We start from the raw sequence: 16759 nt of genomic DNA on the forward strand, positions 1-16759 counted from the left end.
ACACGAGCTAGGTAGTTTCCGCATCGTATACGTACGTCTGATGCGCCCGTAGTACCGAGCACTTACTGTACGCCGATGAAAAAAAGTCTGATCCGAAGCGTCGCCACGCGACTGGCTCTCGAGCCCCGAATCGTGTTCGACGCGGCTGTTGCCGCCTCTGTCGCTGACGCGCACACCGATAGCGTTTTTCGGTCGATGCCCTTGGAAGCCCAAAAGGGTGTCGTGGCGGCACCGGACTTCAGCGGTACGCTAGCCGGCGCTGCACCGGTTTTTGCCGGACCAACGACCGCCACGGGTGGCAAGGACAGTGTGCTGGCTCTCTCTGGCATTGGCGTTTCCGATCCGGACGACGCCTCGGGCTACATGCGCATCAATGTGAGTGCAGGCAGTCTGACGATGGACTTCGGACCTCCGTTCGGCCGTTCAAGCGTGACCCCCGGCGCACTCATGGGTGCCAGCTTCTCTGCGATGTCCAACTGGTTGGGTACCCTGCAATACACGCCACCGGCTGGCTTTGAAGGCGTGGCCACCGTTTCGATTGGCATCTACGACAGTTCCAGTCTGGCCAGCGAGACCGGGCGCAGAGACATCACCGTCACGGTCGGTGCAGGCTCCGCGCCCGTCAATACGGTGCCCGTGGCCGCCTTCTCGACTTACAACGACATGCCGCTGGCACTGCCAGGTTTCAGCGTCGATGATGTCAATGGTGATGCGCTCACCTCGACACTCACAGTGCAACACGGCACTCTCACGGTGGCTGGCGGAAATGTTCCCGGTGCTGTGTCGGGCGATGGCACGGCCACGCTGGAGCTTGCAGGCACTGCCGCGCAAATCAATAGCACGCTGGCTTCGTTGAGTTACACGCCCAGCAGTGCCTACAGTGGCCCCGACTCGCTGCAGATTTTTACCAGCGATCTGGTCTTGACCGACACGGACGCCAAGACGATCACGGTGCTTCAGAACACCGCGCCCACGCATGAGGTCCCGTTCACCACGCTTTCCACGGATGAAGACGTTTCCCGCGGTGTACCTGCACTGAGGGTCGAAGACGCACAGGGCGGCACGCTGACCACTACGCTGGTCGTTGCACATGGAACGCTGAGTGTGTTGGGCGGCAATGTGGGCGGTGTCTCCGGCGACGGCACCAATGCCATGACCATCACCGGTACCGCAGCGCAAATCAACGACAAGCTGGCATCGCTGGCCTATGCACCTGATGCCGATTACAACGGACCGGACGCGATTGACGTCTCCACTTCCGATCTGAACCTGACCGGAACCGCCACCGTGCCGATCCAGGTGACAGCGGTCGGCGACATCGTCGAGGATGTGAATCTGCAGGTCACCAAGCCCGCGTCACTCACTGTCAACCTGCTTGCGAACGACACGTTCTCGGCCACGCCCGTGATCACGGCGGTCAGCAACTTTGTCGGTGGCAACGTGACGATCGGATCAGGTGGTGAAGTTACTTTCACGCCAGATGCCGGGTTCACCGGGCCTGCGAGTTTCGATTACACCGTGCGTTCCGGCGGCGTGGATGAGGCAGCGACAGCCGTTGTGACTGTGATCGGCGCGCCACCAGTCATCGTTGTACCCGGCACCATCCAGATGGACGAGGACGCGACCGTCACCCTGGCAGGTGCCAACGCCATTGCACTGACCGACACCGACAACGACGTCCATCATGTGTCGTTTACTTTCGATCCATCTTTGGTGTCCCTGTCTGGCCCGTTCGACGCCTTTCAGTCCCTTGGTGCGGTCGTGAAGTGGACCATCTTCGATACTGACCAAACCTCTCTCGAAGCCAGGCTTGCCACAGTGAGCATCACGCCGGTCGCCAACTTCGTCGGCCAGTTCACAGTGACAGTCGATGCCACCGATATCAATGGACAGACCGACAGCGCTGACATTGCAGTGACTGTCGATCCCGCCGAGGACACACCGGATACGTCGATCACGTTGGTCGCAGGGTCGCCCATGGTGTCCCTGGGCGTGCTCGACGGGGTCAACATCAGTGCAGCCACGTTTGGTACCACCGACTACGTCGCCTACACGGTGGGTGTCTCGCAGGGTTTCCAGAATCCTGCGCACGGCACAGTCGCCGTCAATCCGGCCACTGGCTACATCGAACTCACGCTCGCCCCTGGCTTCATGGGCACGGAGACGTTCACCTACACAGTCGACACCCCCTACGGCGAGCATGAAGACGCAGTTGTGACGGTGAACGTCACCGAATTCAACGACCCGCCCGTCATCACGGCGCCTGATGCAGTTCGTGCAGCGTTCGGCGTGGTCTACGCGTTTGATGGCGTCGACCTTATTACCGTCGCCGATCCCGAGGGCGACGTTCAAAGCGTTGAGCTCACGGTTGATAACGGCGCACTCAACGTCACGACCGGCATCGGGACAGCCCTGATTTCGGCAGGCGCCAACGGCAGTGCAACGCTGACGCTGACCGGAGACCTCGTCGATATCCAGGCGACGCTCGACACCCTGACCTACACGCAGACGGGAAGCCATTTCCCGGCGGCAACGCTGTCGATCGTGGTCAACGATGCCGGAAGCGAAGTCACTGACTCGGTGAACATCGTGGTTCAGCGCATTGTTCTGGATGGGCCTGCGAGCGTGGCCATGGATGAAGACTCGTCGTTTGCATTTGACCTGGCCAACGCAATCAGCGTGACCGACGGCGTTGCCCACGGAAATCTCCAGCTCAGTTTTGATCTGATCGACCAGAACGGCGACGGGCTTTCGACCAATACGCTCAATGTGCTGGGCTACATCAGCGGTACCGAAGCGCAGATGCAGGCCGCATTGGCCAGTCTGGTTTTTACTCCGCCGCCGGACTATTACGGTGATGTGGTCCTGAGGATCTCGGCGCTGCCTGAGGGCGAGAACTCGGGCAGCCCATTGCAGGCGATTGCGCTGATCAATATCGAGGTGCGTCCTGTCAGCGATGCGACCAATGACACCATCCACCTTCTGCCGGGTGAGTCGCGGACCTTCAATTTCCTCACCGGCGACGGCGGAGCCACTGCTGATTCGTTCGAAGATCCGCAGGCGCAGATCATTGATGTCACATCGCCTGCCAACGGTACGCTGACGGCGGGCGCTGCGCCGGGCGAATACACGTTCACGCCCGATCCTGGATTCGTCGGCACCACCAGCTTCACCTACCAGGTCAAGTCCGGCTACCTGCGAGGCACCGAATTCGAGCAGATTGCCGGACTGACTGAAACGGCCACGGTGACATTCATCGTGAATACCCCCCCGACGCAGATCGTGCCGGCCCCGCTGTCGACGGCCGAAGACACGCCGCTCGCTGTCAGTGGGATCGGCGTCGATGACACCAGCCATGCGAGCGTATCAACCACGGTGAGCGTGCTGCATGGCACGGTGAGCGTCACCGGCGTCGGTGGAACCGTATCGAACAGCGGCACGGCGTCGCTCACGATTTCCGGCACGTTGGCGCAGGTCAATGCGCAGCTTTCCACCCTGGTCTATGCCAACACGCCCGACTACAACGGTGCAGACACGCTCACGGTGAGGACCACCGATAGCGTGGATGCGGTCACCGACACGGTCGCAATCACAGTGACGGCGGTGCAGGATGCCTTCAGCGACACCGTTGGCACGCCAATGGACACGCCGGTGAATTTCAATGTGTTCTCCGCCAATCCGACTGCGGCGGACAGCTTCGAGGACGCGGCGGGACGCAGGGTCACCTCGGTGACGGCGCTCAGTAATCCCGCCGCCGGTACGCTCGACTGGAACGTGAATGGCAATGGCGACGGCGCGATGCGCTTCACGCCCGGTGCAATGTTCAGCGGCCAGGTGACTTTCAGCTACACGGTGACTTCCGGTGGCGTGACTGAAGAGGCGCTGGTGACGCTCACGGTGAGCGACGCACCGAATGTTGCGCCGACGCAGACAGTTCCAGGCCCGCTGACAGCGGTCGAAGACACGCCGCTTTCCATCTCCACGATCAGTGTTGGTGACACCGACGGCAACAACGTCACCACGACGCTCAACGTCCTGCATGGCACTGTCAGTGTCGGCGGTAGTGGTGGCCTGGTCTCGAACAACGGTACGGCCTCGCTCACGATCTCGGGCACCTTGACGCAGGTCAACGGCCGCCTCGCGAGCCTGACCTACACCAATGCTGCGGACTACAACGGTGGCGACACGCTCAGCGTGAGTACCACTGATGGCGCCGATACTGTGACCGACGCGGTAGCCATCACCGTCACGGCGTTCAAGGATATCCAGGGCGACACGATCAACACGGCGTCGGCCACGCCGGTGACCTTCAATGTGTTTGCTGCCAACCCGACGGCTGACAGCTTTGAAGACGCTGGGCGTGCCATCACTTCGGTCTCTGGCCTGAGCGTTGCTGCAGGCACGCTCAACACCGATGTGAATGGCAATGGCGACGGCACCATGCGTTTCACGCCCAATGCGGGTTTCAGTGGGCCGGTTTCCTTCACCTACACCGTCACTTCTGCCGCAGCACATGGCGGTGTCAGCGAGACGGCGACAGTGACCATCAACGTCGCGACGGGACAGACGGTTGCGCCGACACAGGAGGTTCCTGACACGCTCACGACGCCTGAAGACACGCCACTCGCAGTCAGCACGATCAGTGTGGCCGACGCCGACAGTGCGACGGTTCAAACCACCGTGCGCGTGCTCCACGGTACGGTCAGTGTGGGTGCCAATGGTTCGGGCGTCACGGGCAGCGGCACCAGTTTCCTGGTGCTCAGCGGTAGCGTCGCCTCAGTCAATGCGCGCCTCGCGAATCTGGTGTACGCCAACACGCCTGACTACAACGGTGCCGATACATTGCGCATCACGACAACGGACGGCACCAACCGGGCGACAGATACCGTTGCCATCGCTGTGAGTGCAGTGAAGGATGCCTTCAACGACACACTGACGACCCAGGAAGACGCGGCGGTGACGGTGGCGGCGACCCGCCTGTTGGCCAACGACAGTTTCGAAGGCTCGCCGGTCGTGACTGCAGTGGGCAGCGCCGTCAACGGCTCCGTCGGCCTGGTGGCTGGCAACATCACCTTCACGCCTGCATCCGGCTTCAATGGTCAGGGCAGCTTCACCTACACGGTGACTTCTGGTGGCGTGACTGAAACAGCAAAGGTGACGGTCAACGTCAATGCGGTCAATGATCCGACCGTGGTCATCGCCGGCACGAGCGGCAGCCATGCCGAAGACGGCGGGGCTATTGCCAACGTGTTGATCGCCACCGATGCGGATGGCCTCAGCGACGGCACGGTCTACGCCGTGAAGACGGCGGCGGCCAACGGTGTTGCGAGCATCGACGCGGCAACAGGCGCATGGAGCTACACGCCCAACGCGGACTACAACGGAGTCGACAGCTTCACCGTGACGATCACGGACGACGCCGGCAATACGAGCACTCAACTGATCTCGTTGACCGTGACGCCGGTCGTGGATATCGCAGACGACACGCTCATGACCGATGAAGACACGGCCGTGACGGTAGCAGCGACCAGCCTGTTGGCCAACGACAGTTTCGAAGGCTCGCCAGTGGTGACTGCAGTGGGCAGCGCCGTCAACGGCTCGGTGAGCCTGGTGGCCGGCAACATCACGTTCACACCCGCACCCGGTTTCAATGGCCAGGGCAGTTTCACCTACACCGTCACTTCCGGCGGTGTCACCGAAACTGCGACAGTCACGGTCACCGTCAAAGCAGTGGACGATCCTACGGTAATCACTGCAGGGACAAGCGGCACCAATTTCGAAGACGGCGGCGCCATCACCCACACGCTGGTGGCCGTCGATGCAGATGGCCTCGCCGACGGCACGGTCTATGCCGTGGCGACGGCGGCGTCCAACGGCGTCGCTAGCATCAATGCTGCAACAGGCGGATGGAGCTATACGCCCAACGCGGACTACAACGGAGTCGACAGCTTCACCGTGACGATCACCGATGACGCCGGCAATACCAGCACGCAACTGATCACGTTGACCGTGACGCCGGTCGTGGATATCGCAGACGACACGCTCATGACCGATGAAGACACGGCCCTGACGGTCGCAGCGATCAGCCTGCTGGCCACCGACAGCTTCGAAGGCTCGCCAGTCGTGACTGCAGTGGGCGGCGCCCTCAACGGCTCCGTGAGTCTGGTGGCCGGCAACATCACATTCACACCTGCACCGGGCTTCAGCGGCCAGGGTGGCTTTACCTACACTGTCACCTCCGGCGGCGTGACCGAAACTGCCATGGTGGCTGTCACCGTCAACCCAGCCCCTAACGAAGCGCCGACGCAGAACGTGCCGGCCTCGCTGACAGCGCTGGAAGACACGCCACTTGCCATCACCACGATCAGCGTAGGCGATGTCAACAGCACCAACGTCACCACAACGGTAAGCGTGCTCCACGGAACCGTGAGCCTGGGCGCCAATCGTCAGGACGCCTCAGGCAACGGTACCAACACGCTGGTGATCAGCGGCAGTGTCGCCTCCGTCAATGCGCGACTGGCCAACCTGGTCTATACCAATACCGCCGATTACAACGGGGCTGACACGCTGACGGTCAGCACGACCGACGGCATCGCAACCACCTCGAGCACGCTCGCTCTGCTCGTGGAGGCGGTACAAGACATCGCGCCAGACGCGATCCACACGACAGCGTCTACGCCCGTCACCTTCAATGTGTTTGCAGCCAATCCGGTGGCTGACAGTTTTGAGGATGCGGGGAGAACGGTCGCCTACGTGACCCAGCTCAGCAACCCCGATGCCGGTACGCTGGTCAGCAACCTGAATGGCAATGGCGACGGCGCTATGCGCTTCACGCCAGCTGCAGGGTTCAGCGGCGATGTCACCTTGACCTACACCGTGACATCCGGCGGCGTGACCGAGACTGCCGCCGTCACGATCACTGTGGCCCCGGCGCTGCCGCAGAACCATGCGCCGATGCAAGTCGTGCCTGGGTCACTGAGCGCGACCGAAGACACTTCGCTCGTGATTTCCAACATCAGCGTCTCCGACATCGATGGCGACGTGCTGACCAGCACGCTGTCCGTTGCGCACGGCACACTCACCGTGGAAGGTGGCAGCACCGCGCTGGCGGGTGTTTCCGGCAATGGCACCGGGTCCCTGGAAATCACCGGCACCGCAGCCCAGATCAACGACAAGCTCGCAACGCTGCGTTATTCGTCCCGACCCGATTACAACGGCGCCGACACGTTGAATGTTTCGACCACCGATGGTGCAGCCACCGATGCCGACGCGGTCGCGATCACGATTGACGCAGTGGCCGACATCGCAGGCGACACCATGAGCACGGTCGCGGGCCAGGCACTGACCTTCAACGTACTCACCGGCGACGGTGGCGCACAGGCTGACTCGTTCGAGGACACAGGCCGCACCGTGACGGCCCATACCAACCCCTCGCACGGGCAGCTGGTCGTCGCGGCGGACGGTACGGTGAGCTACCAGCCGGACCTCGGCTACAGCGGAATCGATTCCTTCAGCTACACCGTCAGCTCTGGTGGCGTGACTGAAACCGCGACCGTGACGGTCGAGGTGAAGCCCGGTGGCGAGGGGTCGCCGCCGCCCGCGCCAGTGGCTGAGACCCAGCTCATGTACACCGAGGTCAGGTCAAGTCGCGCAACCGTGGACGCCCAGGTGACGTCCTGGGAGAACCTGACCTACATCGAGCCTGTCGTACGCGCTTCGCAACTTGATGCAGAGATGCGCGTCCTGGGAATCGACATGGCCAGCGCCCCCGAGTCGGGAAGCTCGCTGTTCGATGCATTCGGACTGTCTGCTCCACGGACTGAATTCGTCTCGCCGTTGCAGCAGGAGATCGCATCAAGTGCCGGCGAAAAGTCCGTCGCAGACGCGAAGCCCGAGGCCGCTACAACCCAGGCACCAGCGCCTGCTGAGGGTGTCAAGCCTCCCGCAACAGCTCCGCGCGCAGCGGCAAGTTTTACATCGCAGTTGCGGCGCGGAAGTGATGCGCTTCGGACAGCGGGCGAGCGCGCCACCCAGCGCGATCAACGCACGGCACCAGCGCGGCCCTCGGGCCCGAGGTAGCCGATGGAGCCCGAACACTCCTGAAACCTTCTGAAGTCTCCTGAGACAGCAACTGCCAAGCCGTTCGTCTTAGGTCCCCCGGCCGATGCGCCCTCGCGGCGCAACTCTTATCTTTGTCAAAGTGGATCAAACCCGAATTCGGGGTTTTACAGGTACCAAATGAACCGTAACCATTCCTGCTCCGCATCCCCGCGCATCGTTCGCACGGCCATCGCCGCGTCCATGGCGTCAATGCTCGTCGTGCTGAGTGCCTGCTCGGTCACGCCCAAGCTTGCAACGCCAGATGAGGTCACTGCTCGCGTCAAGGACGATGTGTCGAAGATGCATGTCAACCAGGCGCCTATCTCCGGTCCGCTCACGTTCGAAGAAGCGGCAGCGCGCACGCTCAAGTACAACCTGGACTATCGCCTGAAGAAGATGGAGTCGGCGCTCGCCCTGGGCGTTGCTGACCAGGCCATGAACGACATGTTGCCCAGCCTGGTCGCATCGGCCGGCTACCGCACGCGCAACAACGACTCGGGCGGCACCAGCATCGGCATTGAAGACCGCATCCAGTCGCTGCGCCCGTCCACGTCTGAAGAGCGCCGCCATTCGCTCAGTGGCGCCGAGTTTTCGTGGAACGCGCTCGACTTCGGTGTGTCGTATTACCGTGCCCGCCAGCAGGGCGACCAGTACCTCATCGCCGAAGAGCGCCGCCGCAAGGTCGTGCAAAGCATGATCCAGGACGTGCGCATTTCCTACTGGCGTGCACTCGGTGCGCAGCGCCTGCTGGCTGAATCCGATGCCATCGTGCAGCGCGCCACCACAGCGTTGGGACGCTCGCGCGAAGCCGAGACGCAGCGACTCATCAGCCCAGTGCAGGCGCTGACCTACCAGCGCGCATTGCTCGATGCAATCACGTTGCTCAACCAGCGCCGGCAGGATCTGGAGTTCGCAAAGATCGAACTGGCAGCGCTCATGAATGTCGAGCCCGGCGTGAACTTCACGCTGGCAGATTCGCCGCAAGGCAAGCTGCCGCCGGCGCCACGGGACATTCGCAAACTTGAAGAGATGGCGTTGCTGCAGCGCCCTGAGCTGCGCGAAGAAGACTACCGCAAGCGAATCACTGGCGACGAGGCGCGCAAGCAGATGCTCAGCGTGTTCCCCAACCTGGGCCTGGACTTCGGCAGCCAGCGCGACACCAACAACCTGCTCTACAACAACAGCTGGAGCCAGGGCGGCATTCGCCTGTCGTGGAACCTCATGAAGCTGTTCTCGATTCCCGCCATCCAGCGCAGCAAGGAGCAACAGGAAGTCGTCGACCAGACACGCCGCATGGCCCTGTCGATGGCCGTCATGACGCAGGTACGCATCAGCGCCGAGCGCTACCGCCTTGCGCTCGAAGACTACCGCCTGGCGGACAGCGCGGCGCAGGTCGACAAACGCATGGCCGACTACACCCGCGCCGCAGTCAGCTCGCGCCTGGACAGTGAACTCGAAGCCGTGCGCACGCAGGCGCGCGCCGTGCTGGGTGCCTACCAGCGCATGAGTGCCTACGGCGCCGCGCAAGTTGCGTTCTCGCGCATGTACAGCTCGGTAGGTATCGATGCGCTGCCCGATAACTTCGAGGGCGATGACCTTGCTGCCTTGACCGAGCGGGTGCGTGCCCACATCAAGGCGGTCGAGGCCGACGCGCTGCCCCTGACTTCCAATCTCTTCGTTCAGGCGCCGATGGTGTCGGTCACTGTGGCCGGTGTTGGCGATGCTGTTGGCAAGGTCCGAATGACGGCTCAGGTCAAGCAGTTCCTCGAACGCAATGAAATCGAAGTGAATGACAAGGGCATGCCGCTCACCTTCACGCTCTCGCGCACCGAAAGCGGCGACCTTGAAAAAGTGAGCTGGGCCATCGTGGCAACCGACACCACCGGCAAGGTGCGCGGCGAGGCGACACATAACGTCACCCTGCCTGCCAGTTCACGTCAAGCCACTTACGAGGCAGCCCTCGCAGCTGCCATGACATCCAACCTGCAACGTTTGCGCACCTGGGTTGACCCCATGGAGCCGGCCGCGCAACAAAAGCCGTAGTCGTACGGGCCTACGCGCCCCACCTGAAAGAAGAAAGATCATGATTTCACGCACCGTGGCTTCCCGCCTTTGCCTGTGCCTGCTGATGGCGTGCACCGCTGCGGCGACTGCGCAACCCAAGTCCGCGCAGGGCAGGGCAGCGCAGGACGATCCACCTGCAGCGGCTGCAACCGCTGCAATGGGTGCGGCGAGAAGCGAGCAGGTGCGTGTGTTGCTGGTGGCCAATTTCGAAACGACCTTGTCCAGTCCGACCACCGCACGCATCATCAAATTGAACGCGAGCATCGGAGTTCCGTTTGCAGCGGGCCAGCCGCTCGTCGCGTTCGACTGCGAAGAGCACCAGGCACGCCTGAAGATGTCGCAAGCCGAACTGACCGCCGCGCAGGAAACGATGGATGCCAAGGTCCGCATGCAGGGCCTCGAGCAGGCCAGCGCGGTTGAAGTCGCACTGGCATCCGCGGCCGTGAACAAGGCGCGGGGACAGATCCAGCTGAACGAAGCCCTGATCGGTCAGTGCACGATCAAGGCGCCCTGGGCCGGCCGTGTGGCCAAGGTCCATATCAAGAACCACATGAGCGTGACGCCGGGGCTCGCACTGGTAGACCTGGTCAAGAGCGGCCCCCTGCGCCTGAAACTCAACCTGCCTTCGAAGATGCTCGCGAGCGTTCAGAAAGGTGCGCCACTGCGTGTTTCCATCGACGAAACGGGCAAAACCTATGAGGCCCGCGTGAACGCCGTCAACAGCCGTGTCGATCCCGTGAGCCAGACGGTCGAGATCGAAGCGGTCCTCGCTCAGGCCTACCCGGACTTGCTCCCCGGCATGAGCGGCGTGGCTCAGCTGAGCACGCTGCGCTGACATGACCGGTGGCGCGATCATGCGCGCCAGCGTGCCTGCGCTTGGCGACCTTCTCCACCTGGAAAAGCGCGCGTTCGGCGCCCTGACGCCGCAGGCGCTTGGCTTCACCATCGTCAACGAGACGAGCGTTCTTGCACCCTACAGGCAGGCCGCGTTCTTTACTGTATCGGCGCTGGGTAAGCTCGCGCTGGCCAATGCATCGGGCCTTGTGAGCGTCTCTGACGACACACCGTATGCGGTGTGGATCACACAGCTGGCCAACGCGATCGCCGACAAACCCGCCGTTCAATTGATGGAGATCGCCGCAGCGCCAGCCGAGCTGGTTGACGGGTGGCAGGAGTGGTTGCCTGAGCATCTGCTCGTTTGCAATCTGTACGGCAACGATTCCACGCGCGTCGGCCTGGCGATATACGCACGGGACGATACCTGGCGCGAGAGCGACCTGGGCCTTTTCGAACGCATCCACGAAACCTATGGCTACTGCATACAGTCGCTCACCCGCACGCGTGCACCGTGGAAATCCTTTGTGAAACGGGTGACCAGCCGGCGCTCGGTGGTCGCCATCGCGGCCATCGCTGTGCTTGCCATGCTGATCCCCGTGCGTTTGTCTGCAATTGCGCCCGCTGAAGTGGTTGCGCTGTCCGCGGTCGCGATTGCTTCGCCACAAGATGGCGTGGTGGGCGCATTCCATGTGCAGCCCAACTCTTCGGTCAAGGCCGGCGACAGGCTGTTCTCGCTCGATGACCGTGGACTGGAAAGCCGTCGAGCCGTGGCGACGCGTGCCCTGCAGACCGCCCGAGCCGATGCGCTGCTGGCGCAGCAACGCGCGTTTGACGACACCAAGAGCCGGGGCGACCTTGCCGCAGCGCATGGCCGCGTCAAGGAAAAAGAAGCAGAACTGGAGCTGATCGACGGCACGCTCGAACGGGTGACCGTACGCGCGCCCGCCGACGGCGTCGTGATCTTCGGCGATGCGAACGACTGGATCGGACGCCCCGTGCAAACGGGTGAACGCATCATGCAACTGGCCGATCCGCGCGATGCGGGGGTGCTCGCGTGGTTGCCGGTGGCCGATGCCATCAATCTCGACCCCGGGGCGCCCATGCGCCTCTTTCTGCATACCCAGCCGCTCAATCCCATGTCGGCCACGCTGCTGGAAACAAGCTACCAGCCGGTGCAAAGTCCGGCCAACGTGTCGTCTTACCGGGTGCGGGGCCGCTTCGAGCAGGCGACCCCTCACGCGCGCATCGGCCTTCGCGGCACGGCGCGCGTGTCAGGCGAGTGGACGGTGCTTGGGTATTACCTCTTGCGGCGACCGATCGCTGCCGTGCGCGAGTGGACCGGGCTGTAAATCTGCAGCAACTGATCGCGCGTCCTGCATTTGGACGGCTGCGTGAAGAATTGCGGTTGCTGCCCGCTGACGAGAATCGCGATGGCTCACCTGCCTGGATGATCCAGGACCCCGTCGCCAATCGCTTCTTTCGCATCGGATGGATGGACTTCGAGATACTGGCGCGTTGGGACGAAGGCAGCGCATCGGCAATCGCGCAATCGGTATCGAGCGAAACCACGTTGCAGGTCCAGCCCGACGATGTCGAGTCGCTCGAAATGTTCCTGCGCCAGCACGGCCTCTTGCAGGGCACGGGTGCTGCTGATGTCGATCAGATGCGCGAGCGGGCGAAGGCAGAAGTCAAAGGCTTCGGCCAGTGGCTGCTGCACAACTACCTCTTCGTACGCATCCCGCTGGTGCGGCCCCAGGACATGCTGGCACGCCTGCTGCCGCACCTTCGCTGGCTGTTCTCGTCTGCAATGGTCATGGCGGTCGTGATGGCGAGCGTGGTGGGCCTGGCGCTCGTGCTCCACCAGTGGGACACGTTCGCAAGCAGCTTTGTCGATCACCTGACCTGGCACGGCGCACTCGGCTTCACGCTCGCGGTCATCTTTGCCAAGACGTTGCACGAACTCGGGCACGCCCTGACCGCGACACGCTATGGCGTGCGGGTGGCGCACATGGGCGTGGCGATGGTGGTGATGTTTCCGATGCTCTACACCGACACGAGCGAGAGCTGGAAACTGAGTAACCCACGTCAGCGCCTGGCCATTGCCAGCGCGGGCATCTTGACGGAGCTCGCTCTGGCGGGATTCGCGACGCTGCTCTGGAGCCTGGCCCCCGATGGTTCGCTTCGCACGGCGCTGTTCTTCCTGGCGACGACTTCCTGGGTACTGACGCTCGCGATCAACGCCAGTCCTTTCATGCGGTTCGATGGTTACTTCATTCTTTGCGACCTGCTGAACTTTCCGAATCTGCATGAGCGCGCCGGTAACTTCGCGCGTGCCTGGCTTAGGCGCATGGTGCTCGGCCTGGCAACGCCGTGGCCGGAGGCGCTTGCCGCGCCGCAGCGTCGATGGTTGATCGCATTTGCCTTGGTCACCTGGGCCTATCGGTTCGTCGTCTTCCTCGGAATCGCGGTCCTCGTCTACCTTTACTTCTTCAAGCTGCTGGGCATCGCGTTGATGGCGGTCGAACTGGGGTGGTTCATTGCCCGTCCGATCTACCTGGAACTGAAGGCGTGGTGGGTGCAGCGCGAAAGCGTGACCGCGAGGCGCAAGTGGATGGCCGGACTCGCAGCGCTGATCGTTCTGCTGGTGCTGCTGCTTCCGTGGCATACCGCGGTGCAGGGCACGGGCGTCGTGCGCGCGGTGCGGCAGCATCTGGTGTTTTCACCCAAGGCCGGCCAGGTCAAGTCCATGCCCGCACGCACGCAGGTCGCCGAAGGCGATTTGCTGTTTGCGCTGGCCGCGCCGGACCTGCGCAGCGGCGTGAATCGGGCGCAGGCCTCGGCCGATGCGCGCGCACAGGAACTGCTGGGCCTGGCAGGCGTGAAGGACGGCGAAGAGCGCCGCGCCATCCTCGAATCGGAACGTGAGCGCTTCCTGGCCGAAGCCAGCGTGTTCAGCAGCGAGCAATCGCGCATGCAACTGGTCGCCCCGTTCGCCGGCAAGCTGGCCGACATCGACCCGCAGGTGAAGTTGGGCGTGTGGGTGCAGCATCGCCAGCCGCTGGCAGTGCTGATTGACACCAGCCAGTGGAACGCGGAAATTTTTGTGGCTGAGGAAGACGTGGCGCGCATCCGGCCCGGCGACAGGGCCAAGGTGTACGTGGGCCTTCGCGCGATCAATGGCAAGGTGCTTCAGGTCGACACATCGCGCACCGCCTCACTTGCGTATTCCATGTTGGACGCGACCTCTGGCGGACCCATTGTCACGCTGCCGCGCACTGATGAGCGCAACGGCGAGCGCGTCGTGCGCGACGGCCTGTACCGCGTTCGTATTGCGCTGGAAGAGGCGCCACCGCGCCAGCAGATGGCGCTGTGTACCGCTTCGATTTCCGGATCGCCGCAGTCCCTTCTGCATGGCGTGTTCGATCACGCCGCGTCAGTCCTGATTCGCGAGAGCGGCTTCTAGGCGCTCACCAAAGCCCCGATTCGACGCGGATGGCGACTTCGCAGTCGTCGAATATTTCCAGCTTGGCGATCTTCACGCGCACACCGACAACACCCGGCAACTGCATCAGCCGATGCGCCAGCTTGCCAATCAGGCTTTCGAGCAGGTTCACGTGCTCGGCGGTGCATTCGTCGATGATGATCTTGCGCACCTTGCGATAGTCAAGCACATGGCTGATGTCGTCATCGCGCGGCAGCAGCGGTTGCGGTCCGAGGTTGAGTTCGGCATCGACACGGATCGGCTGCGGTGCGGTCTTCTCGTGGTCGAGAATGCCCAGCGCTGCGTCGAAGCACAGGCCGGTGAGGGCGAGAGTCTGTGAGCCAGCCTGGTTCATGGTGGGGCGTTTGCTTTCATCAGCTCACATGAGCGAAAAATCACGTTCAAATTTCATGAGGTGCTGGCCGCCGTCGACCAGCAGTGTCGTGCCGGTGACAGACGAGGTTTCCAGCGCGAACTTCACCGTGGCGACCACATCGGCCACAGTCGAAGACTTGCCCAGCGGCGACAGCTTGTGCAGTGCCTCGAATTTTTCCTGCGAGAGCATGTGGCTGGTGATCGTCAGCCCCGGTGCGACGCCCACCACGCGCACATGGGGTGCCAGCGCGATGGCAAGCATCGTGTTGGCCGCCTCCAGCGCGGCCTTGGACAGTGTGTAGCTCACGAAGTCGGGGTTCTGGTTCCAAAGCTTCTGGTCGAGCATGTTGACCACCACGGACGCGCCGGCTGCTCCCTTTCGCGCCATGACATGCTCGTGCAGCGCCTGGGCGAGCACGACCGGCGCACCGGCGTTGCTGCGCATGTGGGCAGCGAGCGCGTCATAGCTGAAGCTTGCGAACCCGTCGTGCTCGAACATCGACGCGTTGTTCACCACCGCATCGAGCGAGCCGAAATGTGCAACCACCTGCGGCACCAGGTTGCGGGCCTGCACTTCATCGTCAAGGTCGGCCCGGAAGGCTTCGATGTGGGCGTCATCTGCCGAATGGCGACGCGCATCGGTGACGGTGGCTTGTGCCTCATCGGGCGATCCGCGGTGGTGAACCGCGACCCGCCAACCTGCAGCCGCCAGCGCCAGCACGACTTCGCGGCCCAGCCGTCTGGCAGAGCCGGTCACGAGCACGGTTCGGGGCGCAAGGGGTTCGCTCATTCGGGGACAATCGTTGGGTGACTTCGCAAGCAAACAGTTTAACGACCGCCCTGGGGGCCCTGGTGGAAACCGCAATCGGCCGAGCCGGCGGGTGGTTGCCCTTCGACCGCTTCATGGCACTCGCGCTCTACGCACCGGGCCTGGGCTATTACGCCAACGACTCCCGCAAGTTCGGCGCGATGCCGGCATCGGGCAGCGACTTTGTGACCGCGCCCGAGATGAGTCCGCTGTTCGGGCAAGCATTGGCGGCGCAAGTCCTGGACGCGATGCAGGCGACCGGCACCCGCGAAGTCTGGGAGTTCGGCGCAGGTTCGGGGGCGCTGGCGGTGCAATTGCTGGAGGCGCTTGGCGACAAGGTCACCCGGTACACCATCGTCGAGTTGTCATCTTCGCTGCGGGATCGCCAGCGGGCCAGGCTCGTCGCGTTCGGCGCCAAGGTGCGCTGGGTCAGCGAGTTGCCCGAACGAATGGAGGCAATCGTCGTCGGCAACGAAGTGCTCGATGCGATGCCGGTGAAGCTGCTCGCGCGGGCGGCAGGGCAATGGTTCGAGCGGGGTGTAGGGCTTGTAGAAGGCGCGCTCCAGTTCATGGATAGGCCCACCACGCTGCGACCACCGACAGAAATCGAAGGCGAGCATGACTACCTCACTGAAATCCACCCGCAGGCTGACGCATTCATCCGCACCCTGGGTGACCGCCTGGTGCAAGGCGCGGCGTTCTTCATCGACTACGGATTTTCCGAGCGCGAGTACTACCATCCGCAGCGCCACATGGGCACGTTGATGTGCCACAAGGCTCACATGGCCGATGCCAATCCGCTGCTTGAACTCGGCCTGAAAGACATCACGGCGCATGTCAACTTCACCGAGCTCGCAGTCGCTGCTGGCGAGTCGGGCCTGCAGACGCTGGGCTACACGACGCAGGCGCGTTTTCTCATCAATTGCGGCATCGTGCCCCTGCTGGCGCAAGCACCGCTGGCAGAGCGTATCGCGGGGCAGCGTCTCATCACCGAGCATGAAATGGGCGAGTTGTTCAAGGTCATCGGTTTTCATCGCGGCGAGTTTTGGGACGCGCTCGGCTTTCGCGAAGGCGATCGCACCCACACGCTGTGA

General features: G+C 62.9%; 8 protein-coding genes. 6 read left to right on the forward strand and 2 right to left on the reverse strand.

Annotation, left to right across the window (positions count from 1 at the left end; all coding sequences use genetic code 11):
* Positions 1-75 precede the first annotated feature (75 nt).
* The 5 genes from AQ12_RS22080 to AQ12_RS09770 all read left to right on the forward strand — a co-directional run bounded on the left by AQ12_RS22080 (position 76) and on the right by AQ12_RS09770 (position 14464).
* Positions 76-8079, forward strand: coding sequence for a tandem-95 repeat protein (locus tag AQ12_RS22080; RefSeq protein WP_053076649.1), 8004 nt, complete (start codon positions 76-78; stop codon positions 8077-8079).
* A 159-nt stretch (positions 8080-8238) separates the two neighbouring features.
* Positions 8239-10143 carry a TolC family protein gene (locus AQ12_RS09755; protein ID WP_082151508.1) on the forward strand — a complete coding sequence of 635 codons (1905 nt, stop codon included), beginning with the start codon at positions 8239-8241 and terminating at the stop codon, positions 10141-10143.
* 40 nt (positions 10144-10183) lie between these two features.
* On the forward strand, positions 10184-10999 hold the full coding sequence (locus tag AQ12_RS09760; protein ID WP_082151509.1) for an efflux RND transporter periplasmic adaptor subunit: 816 nt from the start codon (positions 10184-10186) through the stop codon (positions 10997-10999).
* A 1-nt stretch (position 11000) separates the two neighbouring features.
* The gene (locus AQ12_RS09765) at positions 11001-12350 is read left to right on the forward strand and encodes an efflux RND transporter periplasmic adaptor subunit (RefSeq protein ID WP_053076650.1); all 1350 of its coding nucleotides are present in this window, start codon (positions 11001-11003) and stop codon (positions 12348-12350) included.
* Positions 12335-14464, forward strand: coding sequence for an HlyD family efflux transporter periplasmic adaptor subunit (locus AQ12_RS09770; protein ID WP_238587691.1), 2130 nt, complete (start codon positions 12335-12337; stop codon positions 14462-14464). The genes AQ12_RS09765 and AQ12_RS09770 overlap by 16 nt, the downstream gene beginning before the upstream one ends.
* A 4-nt stretch (positions 14465-14468) precedes the next feature.
* On the opposite strand, the gene AQ12_RS09775 is transcribed toward AQ12_RS09770, so the two are convergent.
* Both AQ12_RS09775 and AQ12_RS09780 read right to left on the reverse strand, forming a co-directional pair.
* Positions 14469-14837, reverse strand: coding sequence for a dihydroneopterin aldolase (locus tag AQ12_RS09775; RefSeq protein ID WP_048439665.1), 369 nt, complete (start codon positions 14835-14837; stop codon positions 14469-14471).
* 24 nt (positions 14838-14861) lie between these two features.
* Positions 14862-15647, reverse strand: coding sequence for an SDR family oxidoreductase (locus AQ12_RS09780; RefSeq protein WP_048439666.1), 786 nt, complete (start codon positions 15645-15647; stop codon positions 14862-14864).
* 62 nt (positions 15648-15709) lie between these two features.
* On the opposite strand from AQ12_RS09780, the gene AQ12_RS09785 reads away from it, so the two are divergent.
* Entirely contained in the window at positions 15710-16759 is a 1050-nt protein-coding gene (locus AQ12_RS09785) for a class I SAM-dependent methyltransferase (RefSeq protein ID WP_369799007.1), read from the forward strand.

The sequence above is a fragment of the Caenimonas sp. SL110 genome (assembly GCF_001044395.1).
In the GTDB taxonomy this organism is placed as follows: Bacteria; Pseudomonadota; Gammaproteobacteria; order Burkholderiales; family Burkholderiaceae_C; genus Ramlibacter.